Origin of the sequence: Murdochiella massiliensis (genome assembly GCF_900059565.1) — a bacterium.
GTDB classification, from domain to species: Bacteria; Bacillota; Clostridia; order Tissierellales; family Peptoniphilaceae; genus Murdochiella; species Murdochiella massiliensis.
In genome coordinates this window covers 51,524-67,563 of record NZ_FIZW01000002.1, presented here as the reverse complement: position 1 = coordinate 67,563, position 16,040 = coordinate 51,524, and the positions used below count along the sequence as shown (strand labels likewise).

The 16,040-nt window shown below is 50.4% G+C and carries 15 protein-coding genes and 1 pseudogene; 2 read left to right on the top strand and 14 right to left on the bottom strand.

Annotated elements, in window-relative coordinates:
- Positions 1 to 354 carry an Asp23/Gls24 family envelope stress response protein gene (locus BN3910_RS01920; protein ID WP_066923810.1) on the bottom strand — a complete coding sequence of 118 codons (354 nt, stop codon included), beginning with the start codon at positions 352 to 354 and terminating at the stop codon, positions 1 to 3.
- Between the two features lie 188 nt (positions 355 to 542).
- On the opposite strand from BN3910_RS01920, the pseudogene rpmB reads away from it, so the two are divergent.
- Positions 543 to 728, top strand: a pseudogene (gene rpmB, locus BN3910_RS07955) (50S ribosomal protein L28); the annotation flags it as partial.
- A gap of 240 nt (positions 729 to 968) precedes the next feature.
- On the opposite strand, the gene BN3910_RS01910 reads toward rpmB, so the two are convergent.
- The 13 genes from BN3910_RS01910 to gmk form a co-directional block, all read right to left on the bottom strand.
- The gene (locus tag BN3910_RS01910) at positions 969 to 1,640 is read right to left on the bottom strand and encodes a thiamine diphosphokinase (RefSeq protein WP_066923809.1); all 672 of its coding nucleotides are present in this window, start codon (positions 1,638 to 1,640) and stop codon (positions 969 to 971) included.
- Entirely contained in the window at positions 1,637 to 2,293 is a 657-nt protein-coding gene (gene rpe, locus BN3910_RS01905) for a ribulose-phosphate 3-epimerase (protein ID WP_066923807.1), read from the bottom strand. The genes BN3910_RS01910 and rpe overlap by 4 nt, the downstream gene beginning before the upstream one ends.
- Before the next feature lie 54 nt (positions 2,294 to 2,347).
- Positions 2,348 to 3,241, bottom strand: coding sequence for a ribosome small subunit-dependent GTPase A (gene rsgA, locus BN3910_RS01900; RefSeq protein WP_066923805.1), 894 nt, complete (start codon positions 3,239 to 3,241; stop codon positions 2,348 to 2,350).
- A gap of 25 nt (positions 3,242 to 3,266) precedes the next feature.
- Positions 3,267 to 5,216 carry a Stk1 family PASTA domain-containing Ser/Thr kinase gene (pknB, locus tag BN3910_RS01895; RefSeq protein ID WP_082790258.1) on the bottom strand — a complete coding sequence of 650 codons (1,950 nt, stop codon included), beginning with the start codon at positions 5,214 to 5,216 and terminating at the stop codon, positions 3,267 to 3,269.
- Positions 5,191 to 5,937, bottom strand: a complete 747-nt coding sequence (locus tag BN3910_RS01890; protein ID WP_066923802.1) for a Stp1/IreP family PP2C-type Ser/Thr phosphatase — start codon at positions 5,935 to 5,937, stop codon at positions 5,191 to 5,193. Before BN3910_RS01890 ends, pknB begins: the two co-directional genes overlap by 26 nt.
- Positions 5,937 to 6,971, bottom strand: coding sequence for a 23S rRNA (adenine(2503)-C(2))-methyltransferase RlmN (rlmN, locus tag BN3910_RS01885; RefSeq protein WP_066923800.1), 1,035 nt, complete (start codon positions 6,969 to 6,971; stop codon positions 5,937 to 5,939). The genes BN3910_RS01890 and rlmN overlap by 1 nt, the downstream gene beginning before the upstream one ends.
- A gap of 39 nt (positions 6,972 to 7,010) precedes the next feature.
- On the bottom strand, positions 7,011 to 8,312 hold the full coding sequence (rsmB, locus tag BN3910_RS01880; protein WP_066923798.1) for a 16S rRNA (cytosine(967)-C(5))-methyltransferase RsmB: 1,302 nt from the start codon (positions 8,310 to 8,312) through the stop codon (positions 7,011 to 7,013).
- Positions 8,309 to 9,250: a methionyl-tRNA formyltransferase gene (gene fmt / locus BN3910_RS01875; protein WP_066923796.1), complete on the bottom strand. Its 942-nt coding sequence runs from the start codon at positions 9,248 to 9,250 to the stop codon at positions 8,309 to 8,311. Before fmt ends, rsmB begins: the two co-directional genes overlap by 4 nt.
- The gene (gene def, locus BN3910_RS01870) at positions 9,250 to 9,828 is read right to left on the bottom strand and encodes a peptide deformylase (protein ID WP_075967970.1); all 579 of its coding nucleotides are present in this window, start codon (positions 9,826 to 9,828) and stop codon (positions 9,250 to 9,252) included. Before def ends, fmt begins: the two co-directional genes overlap by 1 nt.
- Before the next feature lie 65 nt (positions 9,829 to 9,893).
- Positions 9,894 to 12,080 (bottom strand): replication restart helicase PriA, encoded by a 2,187-nt coding sequence (gene priA, locus BN3910_RS01865; protein ID WP_066923794.1) that lies wholly within the window; start codon positions 12,078 to 12,080, stop codon positions 9,894 to 9,896.
- Positions 12,077 to 13,258, bottom strand: a complete 1,182-nt coding sequence (gene coaBC / locus BN3910_RS01860; protein WP_066923792.1) for a bifunctional phosphopantothenoylcysteine decarboxylase/phosphopantothenate--cysteine ligase CoaBC — start codon at positions 13,256 to 13,258, stop codon at positions 12,077 to 12,079. Before coaBC ends, priA begins: the two co-directional genes overlap by 4 nt.
- Entirely contained in the window at positions 13,259 to 13,468 is a 210-nt protein-coding gene (gene rpoZ, locus BN3910_RS01855; protein ID WP_066923790.1) for a DNA-directed RNA polymerase subunit omega, read from the bottom strand. It lies immediately after the preceding gene.
- A complete protein-coding gene (gmk, locus tag BN3910_RS01850; RefSeq protein ID WP_066923788.1) occupies positions 13,461 to 14,072 on the bottom strand; it encodes a guanylate kinase in 612 nt (203 codons plus the stop codon). Before gmk ends, rpoZ begins: the two co-directional genes overlap by 8 nt.
- 188 nt (positions 14,073 to 14,260) lie before the next feature.
- Here gmk and BN3910_RS01845 point away from each other — a divergent pair, with 188 nt between their 5' ends.
- Positions 14,261 to 16,033: an Rqc2 family fibronectin-binding protein gene (locus BN3910_RS01845; RefSeq protein WP_187367678.1), complete on the top strand. Its 1,773-nt coding sequence runs from the start codon at positions 14,261 to 14,263 to the stop codon at positions 16,031 to 16,033.
- Positions 16,034 to 16,040 lie beyond the last annotated feature (7 nt).

Here is a 16,040-nt window from a genome sequence, read left to right as displayed (position 1 = left end):
TTAAACACGCAATCCCTGCACCAAAACATCTACAGAGTGCACGGTAAGGTGTGTTTTAGACTCCACGTTGTAACGCACCGTGTCGATAATATTTTCAGCCACCATCGAAAGACGAATACCCGCTTCTAAAATCACATGCAGCTGAATAGAAATTCCTTGCTGCGCATCACTGCTGACACGCACCCCGCGGCTCATGTTTTCTAAACGGAGCAGGTGGTAAATATCATCCTTCGGGCCGCGTGCAGCAAGGCCGACCACTCCATAACACTCCATTGCAGCCTGCACTGCAATGCGCTCCACCACACCCTCTTCTATGGTTACGTTGCCGTATTCATTACCAATTGTTAAAGACATAGCTCCTCCTTTATCGGCAAAGTACTTTATTACGTTTTTTTGATTATAACATAACCCCCGCAACCATTGGCATGTCCCTCTTGATAGAGGTCAACACAGGAGACGAAAAATGCGGGAATCATTTGCGACACACATCGTATTTTGTTATAATACCGATGTTCACTCAATGGAAGGGCAGGAGGAAAGTCATGGCGAGAGTTTGTGAAATTTGTGGAAAATCTAAATCAGCCGGTAATAAGGTTACCTTTTCGCATAGAGGTATTCGCCGTACGTGGACGCCGAATTTGCGTCGCGTGCGTGTTTACGAGGAAAACGGCACACCGAAGCGGATCTATGTCTGCACCCGTTGCCTGCGTTCCGGTTTAGCGAATCGCAACCGGCCGAATGCCGCTTACCTGGAAGAGACTCCGGTAGAAGAGACGGTGGTTGTAGAAGAGGAAGTCGTTGAAGAAGCGGTGGAAGCATAACTTGCTTTAACCAACCGTATTTACTAAACACATCCCCACAAAACAGTATCCCCCTGTGCATCAGATAGCACAGGGGAATTTTTTCTCGTTACTATTCGTAATCATGACGAAATGCCGGAATCTTGTCTTCTTGCTTTCCGTATAAAATCACTTCTTTGCATCGCAGGATTGAATGCAGAATACGCCGCATCCCTTCTCGCTTTCAATCTGCACTTCATTGTCGACGGAAAAAACATGATTCGAAATACCAAGCGAAGAGCCTGCAGTAAGCGTGGCACGTTCAAGCGGATAGTCAAATCCCCTCAGGGTCAGCTTCACTTCACCGGAAAACAGCATAAAAGAGGTGTACCATTCCGGCGTGAGCTTAGGCAGACAATAGTTTCCCGGAACAAGATAGCGCACGATATTATGCTGCATATACTGCACAATGCACATGCCGTCTTCCGCAAAACGTTTCATCATCGCCAAATTCACCATGGTATGATCCAGGCGCGACCCCGCCCCACCAAAAAGCAGAACGTACGCCGCCCCATGTTCGGCGCAATAGGATAAAGCCAATTCGGTATCGGTTGCATCTTTTCGCACCGGAAAACGCAAAACCTTTTTTTCGTGCACATAGGTCTGTAAAAGAGGATCTGAAAAGGAAAACCGGGACGAATCAAAATCACCGACAAGCAGATCCGCTTTTATTCCCAGACGAACCAGAACGTCCAATCCGCCATCGGCGGAAAGAATCGTATCGACTTCGGCCAGCTTTTCACGCAGCAACTCGTCCGACGGAAGGCTCTCTCCGGCCGCAATGATCGCCACAGACTTCATTTTTTCATGTGCTCCATAAAGGCTTTTGCCGAACCGTACGTATCGCTGCCGAAAACGGCGGAGCCGGCAACAACCCAATCACAGCCCGCCTCAAGTACCTCATCCACGTTATCCAAACGGATACCGCCGTCCACTTCCAGAATAATTTCTCTTCCGGAAGCCTCAATCATGCGTTTCGCTTTACGAATTTTGTCAAGCATGGAAGGAATAAAGTATTGGCCGCCAAAGCCGGGATTGACACTCATGATAAGCAATAGATCGGCTTCCGGTAACAACTCTTCGACCGCGCAAACCGGCGTTCCGGGATTAATCGCGACACCCGCTTTCATTCCCAAATCATGAATTTCCTGTAAAGCACGATAGCTGTGTGTAACACCTTCCGTATGAATCGTGAGCAACTCACACCCGGCTTTTTGAAAAGCGGGAAACAGACAGGAGGGCTCTTTTACCATCAGATGGGTATCGAAAAATAGCGAAGTATGTTTTCTTAACCGGGCAATGACATTTGGACCGAACGTAATGTTCTGAACATATTGCCCATCCATGACATCGAGATGAAGATGCGTAACGCCTGCTTTCTCCAGAGCGGTAATTTCCTTCTCAAGGTTGAAAAAATCCGCAGATAACAGTGACGGAGCCAATTGACGATCCATTCTCTTCCCTTTCTTTTTTCTTTGTGTAATATACCGAGAAGCACAACATGGGTGTTAATATACTGTTCTCTTCTCTATTTCGTCATATAAGGTAAGATACGAGGCGTATCGTTCCTCGGCAATCTCGCCGTGTGCAACCGCTTCTTTTACCGCGCAATGCGGCTCTTTGCGATGAGAGCAGTTGCGAAAGCGACAGTATTCTTTGAAGCGGGCAATTTCCGGAAAAGCCGAGGCGAGTTCAACTGTCGCCGTAAAATCGCGCAAATCCAAAGTGGAAAAGCCCGGCGTATCGAAGATGAACGTATCTCCCCCCAGAGAAAACAGCCGACTCGTTCGTGTCGTCTGTTTACCGCGTGCGGTTTTTTCACTGAGTTCGCCGATCACAATGGATTCTTCTCCGCTCAGACGCTGAATTAATGTGGATTTTCCTGCACCCGACGGACCGGCAATAGCGGTCATGCGACCGGCTAAGGCCTTCTCTAAAGCGGGAAATCCGTCTCCGTGCAGTGCATCGACAAAAAACGTACAATACCCCGCCAAACGATAGCGTTTTGCCCACATTTCACGTAAGTCATCCGCTGTACGATCCATTTTGTTAAAGCAGAGCAGGATGGGAAAGTGTCGTTTTTCCAACACCGCCAGCAATTTGTCCAACTGTAACGCGTTGACCATGGGTTCCACCAGTGTTTCCACCACCAGCACCTGATCCACATTGGCTACGGGAGGACGAAGAAGTCGATTCTTTCGCGGAAGAACCTCTGTAATGGTAGCTTCCTCATCCTGTTCGGCCTTTGTCCAGAACACATAGTCACCGATCATGGGACGCAAATCACTTTCCCGTAATACACCACGCCCTTTGGCAAAAATTGTCCCTGTCCATTCCGCATCTCGCGTTGGCGCCAGTTCATAGCGATCTTTTTCGGCTGAAATGATATGTCCTTTCGGCACGCTTCCTCCTCTTTATTGCCCTGCATTAGCGCTGAGGACCTTTATTCTGTCCGTTTGCCTCCGCGAGTATGCCGTCAATATAGATGGAGAACTGAGCCCCCTCCATCGCTTCAACCGTGGCGGAAATATAACCCTCACTGTTGGCATCCGAGGCATTGAAGGTTTTCTTAAACACCGGTTCCTCGCGGGATTCATTTAAGTCAAATATGGTGACTTCAAAGGTCTCTTTCCCTGCGGGCGGATAAATTCGTGTTTTATAGATCATCTTCTTTGAAGCATTATCCTCGGAAGAAGAGGTTTGTTCGCCCATAGAGACCGTAATGGTAATGGCACTGTTTTGTTCCACTTGTGTACCGGCAGCAATGGATTGCGAAATTACCGTTCCCGAAGGGTAGCTGCTGAAAGCCGTATTCACCTTCTCCAATTTGAGGCCGGCTTCGTTGAGTTCCGCAAGAGCCTGATTCTGTGTTTTATTGATCAACACCGGAACCATCGTCATCACCGCTTCTTTCCCCTTGCTGACGACAAGAACAATGCGACTTCCGCTTTCCGCTTCCGTTCCGGCGGACGGTTCCGTACGAACGACCTGGTTTTTTGCCGTATGCTCGTCAAAGATCATCTTGGTCTGTCCGACGCGAAAACCGGCTTCCTGCAATATTTTGGTCGCTTCTTCTATGCCTTTTTCCGCCACATCCGGCACTGTTTTTTGTTTCTTTCCTGAGCTGACCACCAGATTTATCGTCGTTCCTTTTTCCACTGTCGTTCCGCTCATAATGCTCTGGTCGATGACGATGCCCTGTTCGACTTCCTCATCCGGACGGCGTTCCGTGACCGCCCCCTTCAAATTGTTTTTCTCCAGCTGATTCAGGGCGTTTTCTTCCTCCAAATTGATCACGGCGGGTACCATAGCGTATCGTTCTTTCTCACTCTTCTGTTTCTGATAGAAGAAAAAGAACACCAGAAGAAGAACGGCAACGACCGAAACGGCAAGCAGAGAAATCGTGCGCAAATTTGCCTTTTTTTCCTTCAATTCTTTTTTCGCCTGCGCACTTCGGCTTTGATAAACGGCTTCCTGTACAGGGGCGACAGGAGTGTTTCGCGTATCCTCATGCGAATTGGCGGTGGGAAGAAAAAGCGTATCGTCAAAATTATTGTAATTGTCCAGGGCATCCGCCAATTCCTCTGCAGACGTATAGCGATCATCCGGATTTTTTTCGAGACAACGCAGGATAATGCGGTTTAAGCCGGGGTGAAGAGAAGGATTGCGATCAATGGGTGCAACAGGCTGCTCCTGAATCTGCTTCATCGCAATACCCACAGACGTTTCCGCGTCAAAAGGCACTTTACCTGTCGCCATTTCATACATGACAACGCCAAGAGAATAGATATCGGACTGGGCATCCACGGGCTGTCCCTTTGCCTGCTCAGGAGAAATGTAATGCACCGTACCCAAAATATTATTCGTAAACGTCACTGTGGATGAGGAAGTAATGCGGGCGATGCCGAAATCCGCAACTTTGATATCTCCCGTTTTCGTGATAAGAATATTGGCCGGTTTGATATCCCGATGTACAAGGTGTGACTCATGTGCACGCGCAAGAGCCAGCGCAATCTGCTGACCGGTTTTGGCGACTACGGCGCTACTCATGGTTCCATGCGTTTGAATCGCTTCCTTCAACGTCGTTCCTTCAATGAGCTCCATTACAATATAATGAAGCACGCGGTCATCAAACTGCTCACGTCCGACATCATACACATTGACCACGTTGGGGTGATTGAGCGAAGCGGCGGCCAATGCTTCATTCTCAAATTTCTGAACAAATTCATCATCTTCGAGATATTGCTCTTTTAAGATTTTGACGGCAACTTTACGCTTCAACACGAGATCTTCCGCCTCGTACACATAGGCCATTCCGCCCTGTCCGATGCGTTGCGCCAAGCGATAACGATTATTGAGCAGAATCGGCTTCATCATCGCCTCCTATATCGTACAGCGTAAGGGTAATATTGTCGGCTCCTCCATTGTCATTTGCCTGTTTCACGAGCATTTCAGCCGCTTCACGTGCGACCGGCTCAGCGGCAAGAATTGCTTCAATCGCCTCGGTGTCCATCATCTTTGTTAGACCGTCGCTGCAAAGAAGAAGACGATCTCCTGCGGAGAGAGAAAGGGTGCGAGTGTCCACCGCGATGGTTTCATTCGTACCGACAGCACGAGTCAGGGTGTTTCGGTCCGGATGTACGAGCGCTTGTTCCGGGGTGAGCAGACCCTGACGAACCATGTCGGCGACCAAAGAATGATCCTGCGTCAGCTGTAGAAGTTTTCCGTCGCGGAAAAGATAAATGCGACTGTCGCCGACGTGAGCGATCGTCAACTGACGATCGGCAATCACCGCCGCACAGATCGTTGTTCCCATACGGCGATATTCCGAAATGCTTTCTCCTTTTTCATAAACGGCAAGATTGGCCGCCTCCACCGCTTCGGTCAACAGCGCTTCATAGTCGCTTCGTTCCTTGTCTTTCATGAAGTATTCCCGGCAGGCATCAATCGCCATGGCTGCCGCCACTTCTCCGGCGTTGTGTCCACCCATACCGTCCGCCAACAAAAGCAGCGAAAAGCGGGGATGAAAGTAGTTGGAATAGCGATCCTGATTCATGGAACGCACGCGTCCCACGTCGGTTATGGAATAGGTGTTCATCAATTCCTCTCTCCTTCTTCATACAGGACGCGCAACTGACCACAGGCAGCGTCGATATCTGCTCCGCGTTTCTGTCTAATGCTGACATGCACGCCGTTTTTCTCCAACCGTTCTGCAAAGCGGGCAATCGCCTGTTCCTTTGCGGAACGCCCCTGAAACTCCTCGATCGTGTTCAAGGGAATCAGATTGACATGATATTGCGGACCGACAAGATGGGTGCTCATCCACTGTACATCTTCTTCCCGGTCATTTTCGCCTTGAATAAGAGCATACTCAAAGCTGATGCGCCTTCCCGTCTCTGCAAAATAGGCATCACAGGCGTCTAACACTTCAGCAATGGTATAGCGTCGGGCAATGGGCATGGTTCGCCTTCGTCGTTCATCCGACGTGGCATGAAGGGAAATGGCCAAATTAATGGCTAATTTTTCCTGCATCAGCCGATGAATGCCCGGAACAATTCCGCAGGTGGAAAGCGTGATATGCCTTTCGCTCAGATTCTTTCCTTCAGGAGAAGTGACGAGATGAATGAAACGAAGCACTTCCTCCAAATTATCCATCGGTTCGCCGATGCCCATTAAAACGATACGGGTAATGGGCGTTTTTTCCCATTCTTCTACGCGATAGACCTGCGCTAAGATTTCTTCCGCCTGTAAATTACGACCGAAATCCGCTTTGGTGGAAGCGCAAAACGTGCAACCCATACGACATCCCACCTGTGTAGAGACACACAGTGTCGTACGATCGGCATACGGCATAAATACCGTTTCTATAGCCATGCCGTCTTCCAGCGCCAGCAGATACTTTGCGCTGCCGTCACGAGAAACGAGACGCTTAATCTTCTGCACTGTGCGTACAGGAAGGCTTGCCGCTCGTTCCCGAAACGCCTTGGGCAGGACATGAGCCTCAAGAATATCCCGTTTACGCTCGATATGGAAATAATGAAAAAGTTGATTTCCGCGAAAAGCGGGAAAGCCCTGTCTCGATGCCCACTCCCGACATTCCGCAAGCGTAAGCGCATTACCTGCACGTTGCATACTTCCTCCTGCTTTTGGTTATTATATCATCCCTATCGTTTACGCGTCAGCGTCCGGACGACGAAAGCGTGCCACAAAAAAGCCGTCCGACCAGTCCTCAAGGGGGGAATAATAAAGTACCGGTTTTCCCTCCATCGGCTCGGAAATCCACGTCTTAGGGATGGTCGCAATGACCTCTTCGTTTTCTTTTCTTCCGTAAGTGCACGTACTATACACCAGTCGTCCACCGGGTTTCACATAACGTAATGCCGTTTGAACAATTTCCTTTTGCAAAATAGCCAGTTCGTCAATATCCTCTCTTTGGCGATGCCAACGAATGTCCGGCTTTCGTCCTAAGAGTCCAAGACCCGAGCAGGGCGCATCTACGAGCACGGCATCAAACCGGTTTTCCCACTCCGGTCGAAATAAGCGTGCATCGCCGATGTTGATATCCAACGGAGTATGCATGCGCTGTGCATTTTCTTCCAGATAGCGCCGTTTTTCTTCCACTACGTCATTGGCGACCACCCGACACGACGGAGAAAGAAGCTTCATCGCTACCGCTTTTCCTCCTGGTGCCGCACAGAGATCGAGAATTTCCCCTTTTTCGATTCCTTCTGCCGCTACTTCCGCCGCACGCACGCCGGCTTGGGATTGAATCGTAATTTTTCCTTCCCGAAACGCGGAGGTCTCGGTAATCGGACCCCCTGTACACAAGAGGCAGTGTGGAGAAATCGCGCCGAAACGCAAATCGGTAAGAGTGGGCAAGAGTTCTTCAAAGAGCGCCTCACGGGAGTATTTAGGCGCAACGAAAAGGCTTATCGGTGCCGATTCATTCTGTCTGGACAGCAAGGTTTCCCAATCTTCCTCGGAAAAACAATCCGCGAGGTATTCCGCCATCCAATCCGGAAGCGAATAGCGCACGGCAAGACGTTTCCTATGATCCGCAATCGAAAGTTCGGCTGCACTTTCTCCCGCACGCAGGAATGAGCGTAACACGGCGTTCACGTAGCGTCTGGCCGGCTGCTCTTTTTTCGGTACCAACGAAACGGCCTCATTCACCGCCGCATGCGGCGGGGTCTCTAAAAAACGAAGTTCATAGACAGCGAGACGAAGAATATTGCGCACCGTGACCTTTTGCTTTGCCATGGGACGGGCAGAAAAGGCATCCAACATGGCATCCAGATAGCGGCGATTTTCCAAAACACCGTAAACCAGCCTACGCATTGCCGCCCGATCACGCGCATCCGCTACCTTTTCTGCATGACGGTTAAGCGATCTTTCCACCGCTTCGCCTTTTCGCTCCCCTTGCACAAGTACGTCAAGTGCAGCTTCTCTGGCTTCGTCCGTTTTTCCCATCATACATTCTCCCACGAGGTAATTTTGGTTCCCGGCGTGACCGGATGACCGTTCAGAAATGCGCCGACCGGCATAGATTTCTTATTGGCCGGTTGCAACACGTCTACCACGAACACATCTTCTCCCGCCCGAATGGCGATGCCGTTCCTATCAGCGCGAAGAATTTCCCCTACTTCACCCTCACCGGCATCTTTCTCCGCATGGGCGTCATGTACTTTATACTCCTCGCCCATCCAGCAAATCTTCGCCCCCGGCCAATCTTTCAATGTTAAGACTCGACGAACCAGCATTTCTGCTGATTGATGCATATCGAGCAAGCCGTCTTCACGTTGAATCTTTGCGGCATAGGTTGCTTTTTCCTCATCTTGCGGAACACGAGCCGCGTAATATGCCTCGTAATGGCGAAGGGTATCTAACAGTACCTCCGCACCGAGCACACTCAGTTTTTTCGATACGATGTTTAAGTCCTCAGCCTTCAATGCAAAGGAGGCTTGTTTAAGCATATCCCCGGCATCGAGTTCCTTTTCCACAAGCATTGCGGTTACGCCCACTTCGCTCTCTCCGGCAAGCATTGCCCGCTGAATGGGTGCGGCGCCGCGATAGTGCGGAAGCAGGCTCGCATGGATGTTGAGAATCTTCCCGGCATAGCGGGAAAGCAATGCGTCGCCGAGGAGCTGGCCGAAAGCGATGACCACAAGAACATCCGGCTGTGTCTCGTCAAGTCGGGACAGAAACGCGGCATCGTTTACCGAATCCGGCGTTTCCACCGGAAGAGAAAGCGAAAGCGCGGCTTCCTTCACCGGCGTCGGGCTCCACTTTCCGCGAGATCTTCGACGATCCGGTTGGGAAACGACTAAAACGATGTCCATATCTTCCGCTGCATGAAGCGCATGAAGCGAAGGAAGAGCAAAGTCCGGCGTACCGAAAAAGGCAATGCGCATCACTTCTCCCCTTTCGCTTCAGATTCGGACACCTGCATTTCCTCCTGCTCCGGTACGGGCTCTTCTTCTTCATTCAGGAGATGATGCGCACGCAAATACGCTTTCTGTTCATCCGTCGGATGGGCAAGGTCGATTTCTTCGTCTACCAGATCCCGAAAAAGCACACCATTCAAATGATCAATTTCATGACAGAGACACCGAGCAAAAAGGCCCTCCGCTTCGACCGTTTTCGCCTCACCCTCTTCGTCCAGATACGATACCACCACCCGTTGCGGGCGATAGACCGTACCGTTATAGTGCGGGACGGATAAGCATCCTTCAATATCCAACTGCTGTTCTTCAGAATATTCGATGATCTCGGGGTTGACCATTTTATACACGCCTTGTCCGACATCCACCGTAATCAGACGGCGCAGTCTGCCCACCTGCGGTGCGGCAAGACCGACACCCTCATTTTCTTTCATGGTTGCCACCATGGCATCAAGAAGCGTGCGAATTTTGTCATTGATCTCGTTGACCGGTTTCGCTTTTTTGCGAAGGATGGGATCTCCTTCCACGCGCAAGGTTAGTAAAGCCATGATTGTCCTTTCTTTTTCGCCGCTTAAAGAAGTGTCCCTCCTTTTTTCATGCGGCAAGTTTTACATTAATACGTCGTTAATGGATCCAGCGTAACCGTGATCCATAGATCTTCCGCTGTCGGAAACGCGCTGATTACGCTTCTTCCCGCCTCTTCTAGCAATCTCCGATCGGGCGAACGAAGCATGAGGGAAAAGCGATAGCGACGATTCATGCGCTCGATCACACTCGGACTCGGTCCGTCACAGTGAAGATCGAAATAACGGTGCGCAAGAAAATCGTGCACCTGATGCGCTTTATGCAACGACTCATCACGCCGAAAACCGCTGAATTGGATGTGCAGCACATGCCAAACAGGCGGGTAGTGTTTTTCTCGACGATACGCGATTTCCTGACGATAGAAGGAATCGCCGTCATATCTCGCCGCAGAGACCAGCGCATAATGCGTCGGAACATAGGACTGAATGAACACCTTTCCGGGACGATCCGCCCTTCCCGCTCGACCGGCCACCTGCGTTAACAGCTGAAAGGTTCGTTCTGCCGCACGTAAATCCGGCAAATTCAGATTGACATCGGCGGAAAGAATGCCGACGACCGTCACCTTGGGAAAATCAAACCCTTTAGCGATCATTTGAGTGCCAAGAAGAATGTCGATTTTTCCTTCACGCATACCGCGATAAACGTCGTCATAGGCTCCTTTTTGCTGCATGGTATCCGCATCCGCCCGGCGTATCCGCGCTCCGGGAAAAAGCCGCCTTACTTCTTCTTCCAACTGTTCCGTACCGGCGCCGAATTCGCGTATGGCGTGACTTCCGCATTGCGGGCACTGTCTACGATAGGCCTTCTCTCTTCCGCAATAGTGGCAAATGAGCTTGTCGCGGTGTTTGTGATACGTCATGGCCACATCGCACGCATCACAACGATAGACATAGCCACAGGCACGACAGAATACAAACGATGTATGACCGCGTTTGTTGAGAAATAGGATGACCTGCTCTCCCTTGTCCAGTGCACTCTTTGTTGCTTTGTACAGATCTCGTGAGAACATGGAGCGATTGTTGTTTTTCAGTTCTTCACGCATATCCACCAGATGAGCCGTTGGCATGGGCTGATTAAGCACACGTGTCGGCAAATCCAGGCGTGTGAGTTCCCCTGTTTCGACGCGGTAAAGCGACTCCATGGAAGGCGTTGCAGAGCCCAGAACCAAAGAGCAATGATGCCAGTTGGCCCGAAATGCCGCAATGCGATCGGTATGATACTTCGGGTTTTGCTCACTCACATAACTTGTTTCATGTTCCTCATCGATGATGAGGATGCCGAGATCGGAAAAAGGGGCAAACACGGCGCTTCGTGCACCGATGGCAATGGTGACCTCACCGCGCTGAATCTTTTCCCATTCTTCATAGCGTTCTGCAGAAGAAAGTCGGGAATGCAATATGGCCACTTGGCGACCGAAACGCCCCTCAAAACGTGCAATGGTCTGCGGGGTCAATGCGATTTCCGGAACCAAAATAATGGCCTGTTTTCCTCTTTCCAGTGCCTTCTGCACCAATTGGAGATAAATCTCGGTCTTTCCCGAACCGGTTACCCCGCAAAGCAGATACTGACCTGTGTTGGCCGTAATCTGATCAAACACCTCCTGTTGATTAGGCGTTAACGGCATGGCCGCATAGGCTTCTGCTTCCGGCTTGTGGAGACGTTTAATACGCTCCTCTTCCCGGGTAATCCATCCCCGTTTTTCCAGGCGTAAAAGCGTCGCAGAATCGGCTTGGGTTTCGGCAAGCAGGGCTTCACGAGAAAGCGAACCTTGAGAAAGAGCTGCCAGAACCTTCGTCTGACGATGTGCTCCGGCGCGCGGCGTCGCTTTTTCCCCCTCTTTCGTTAATGCATAATACAAACGTATTTTCGGACGATATTCTCCCGGTTTTCCCGGTGGGAGAACCGTCTGAATGGCTGAGGCATAATCGGAAAGATCGTGGTTGACCATGTCCTCGACTAAGGCCATTGCTTCTTCCGATAGCGGAGAAAGCGTAGGAATCCAGGAGAGCACAGCCTTGGTAGGAAAATCCGGAGGATTCTTTTCCACGACTTGCCAAACAAGGGCATCGCAACGACGATTACCGCGTCCGAACGGTACGCGACAGAGCGCACCGCGCACCGCACCTTCACGAAGGGCGTCGGGAACGGCATACGTAAAAAGTCGCTCCGTCTTTCGCGTATTGGTCAACAGATAGACGTCGACGAACGTGCTCATCGCAAAAGATCCAATAGATGATCGGCCACTTCTTCTTTGGTTAGAAGCGGCAGCGCTTCTTCCTTGTCTTCCCCGAGTATCGTCACAATATTCGTATCGTAATCAAAAGCGGCGCCTTCTTTTGTAACATCGTTCGCTACAATATAGTCCAACTTTTTCTTCTTGCGCTTTTCGCGTGCATGATCCAACACCTTCTCGGACTCGGTCGCAAAACCGATCACCGTCTGATGGGTCTTCATCGTGGCAAGATGCCGGAGAATATCCGGCGTATCGACCATCTCCAGGATATGCACCTTCCCGTCATCTGTGCCTTTGATTTTCTGCGTTTTTTCTTCTACGGGTCGAAAATCCGCCGGAGCAGCCGCCATCAAAAGCGCATCCGCTTTCGAAAATTCCTTCTCAAGGGCGACAAGCATATCCTCCGTCGATTCCACAGCAATCGCGTGCACCCCCTCCGGAACAGGCACTTTCATCTCTCCATGCACAAGCGTCACCTCCGCACCACGCATCCTCGCGCGCTTTGCGATGGCCACACCCTGTTTCCCGGAGGAATCATTGGTTAAAAAGCGCACAGGGTCCAGGCGTTCTCTGGTCGGACCGGCCGAAACCAAAATCCGTTTTCCGGCCAGATCCTTTTCGGTTAAAGCGCTTTCTATGGAAAGGAAAAGAGAAGCCGCTTCCGGCATCCGTCCTTCCCCCTCTTCTTGACAGGCAAGCCAACCCGCATCCGGTTCTAAAACCTGAATGCCGCGTTTACGAAGGGTCTGCAGATTTTCCTGCGTCGCGGCATTATGATACATCACCACATTCATGGCCGGGGCGACCATCACCGGGCAATGCGCCGCAAGGGCCGTTGCAGAAAGCAGATCATCGGCTATGCCATTCGCCATTTTTGCCAGAATATTTGCCGTCGCGGGAGCCAGCAAAAAGAGGTCGGCTTCGCGCGTTAAGTCGATATGAGGAATCATCCCTTCACTTTCCGCAAAGAGATCCGTATATACCGCATGACCGGACATGGTTTGAAAGGTCAAGGGTGTCACAAAACGCGCCGCACCTTCCGTCATGACCACCCGCGTTTCGGCTCCTGCTTTGCGTAAGCGTGACAACAGCTCCGGGATTTTATAGACTGCAATACCTCCCGATACGCCGAGGAGGATGCGCTTGCCTGAAAGACTCATTTATTCCTCCATTTGGGCTACGTGATCAACCTTGGTTACCTTGTGTTGCATAATTTCGTCCAATGCAACGGTAACCGGTTTTTCGCCTTTGCTGTCCACTAACGGTTGCGATCCGTCCGTTAACAGACGCGCGCGTTTCATCACCATCACGCATACGTCGTAACGGCTCGGGCTGATTTCGCCCAGTTCTCGAAATGATGGATTAATCATGAAATTCCTCCCAATACGTTTCAATCAGTTCCGCATCAATGCGCTGATTCTCCGCATCGATAATATGTGACACCATCTCCGCACAGCGATCCACTTCATCATTCACGACGGCATAGTCGTAATCGTGCAGCATGGAAATTTCCTTTTTCGCGTTGGTTAAACGCAGATGAATACTTTCTTCATCCTCACTTCCGCGATTACGAATGCGCGATTCCAAATCATCGCGATGCGGCGGAAGTAGAAAGATGTAGACGCCGCCGGGCATATTCTGTTTCACCTGCATCGCGCCCTGCACGTCAATTTCCAAAAGTACATTTTCACCGGCAGCAAGCTGGTCTAAAACGTACGCTTTCGGTGTGCCATAATAATTCCCGTGGACCTTAGCAAATTCAATCAGTTCCCCACGGTCGATGAGTGTATTGAATTCCGCAAGCGTATGAAAAAAATAATTTTCGCCGTCTTTTTCCTGCGGGCGTTTTGCACGGGTGGTGGCGGAGATACTCACTTTAAGGTCTTTGCGCTTCGCTTTTAGTGCTTCGCACACCGTTCCCTTGCCGACTCCGGACGGACCGGACAATATGATCAACTTTCCCTGACGTCGCATGGTTCCTCCTATTCTTTATGAAAACAGTGTAACAGGCAAATACCGAAAAAGCGATGAAATATGACAATATTGTCATATTTCATCTCGACGTTATGCGTGTCTCTCGCACTGTCTACCGCGTTTCTCGTTTTTCTCTCCTTCGTTCCGGTTCAAGCGAATGCTATAATAAACGCAGAAAGGATTTTCTCATGACTTTTGATGGCATTACCATGCATGCGGTGGTTGCGGAGCTTAAGGAAAAGCTGCTCGGCGGACACCTAAAAAAAATGAATCAAATCGGCCCGACGCAACTCACCATGGCATTTTATGCCAACGGCGAAAATCTGTTGCTCTATCTTTCCTGTGATTCCTCAAACGGTCGGCTGCATCTGACAACGAAAAAATACGCCAATCCGAAAACGCCGCCCAATTTCGTTATGCTTCTGCGCAAACATCTTGGTCAGGGCAAGTTGATCGGCATTGATCAGGTCGCCCTGGATCGTACTGTTCGTCTCCGTTTTCAAACGCGTAATGAACTGGGCGATACGGTGGAAAAACAGTTGGTTTTGGAGGTAATGGGTCGTCACTCCAATCTCATCCTTCTCGATGAAAACGATCGCGTTCTGGAGGCAGTGCGCCGCGTTTCCCATGATATGAGCCGTGTTCGTCAAATCTATCCCGGAAAAACATACACCGTTTTTCCTGCAAATAAGCGCGATGTACTCACGGAAGAGGTGTCCCTCACCGCACTCATCGAAGCCGCACAAGACGAGCAAAGTGGAGGGCTAACGGTAAAGCAGCTTTTCTATGGCCAATTGACGGGCTTTTCTCCTCTTGTTTCCGTTGAACTGTGTGTACGTGCGGATGTTGCGCCCAATACGCCCATCGGTGCACTCACATCGGCGGAGCGCGATGCCCTTGACCGCCAACTTTCCCTTCTTATTTCTGCTCTACGTGCCGATACCTACCATCCGGCGCTGTATTGCACCCCGAAGAATCAGGCCTATCCTTTTGCTTTGACGCATTATGGAAATCCTGAAGCGGAAGACTCCTCCATCAGTGCACTCATTGATCGCCAAACGGCGGAAACAGCACGCGATGACGGGTTTGGGCAACGTAAGGAGCATATGCGTCATCAGTTGGCGGCAGTACTCGATAAGAAAATGCGTAAGCGTGATCACTTGCGCGAAGATCTGATCCAGACACAGAACCGCGAAGAATACAAAGAAGAAGCCGATTTATTGGCCGCCTATGCCCATACGGTGGAGAAAGGCCGTGACAGCATCGTGGTGAACGACTTTTTTCACGACAATCAGTCCCGTACGATTCCGCTGGATCCCAAAAAATCCGGTCACGAAAATATGGAGGCCAAATATCGCCAGTTTTCCAAGCTCAATACCGCGCATAAACTGTTGACCGAAAGCATCCCGCGTCTGGAAGAAGAAATTCGCTATCTGGAACAATTGGGCGAGATGCTGGAACAAACGCAGGAAATGGAGGAATTGGAAGCCGTTCAGCAGGAATTTGAGCGTGAAGGCATCCTTCCTAAACATAAGCGAAAGAAGAAAGCGGCATCATCCGCCGCGCTTCCGCCACGTCAATTCCGCACCAAAAACGGTTTTATCGTCCTGATCGGGCGAAACAATGCACAAAATGACCACTTAACGCTAAAAGTGGCGGATAAAGAGGATTTCTTTTTTCATTCGAAGACCGTTCCGGGTGCGCATGTGATTTTGCGCACGGCAGGACGCCAGGTTGAACAGAAAGATATGGAAGCAGCGGCCTATCTGGCAGCAAAATACTCCTCACGTTCCAAAGAAAGTGCCGTGGAAATCGACTATACACAAAAAAAACATGTGTATAAAGCAAAGGGAGCAAAACCCGGCATGGTCTACTATAAAGAATTTCGAACGCTCGTCATCAATCCCCTGGCCGATGCAGAAGATCTTCTGGAGGACAACAAATCGGAAACATCCTCATAAAATTTTA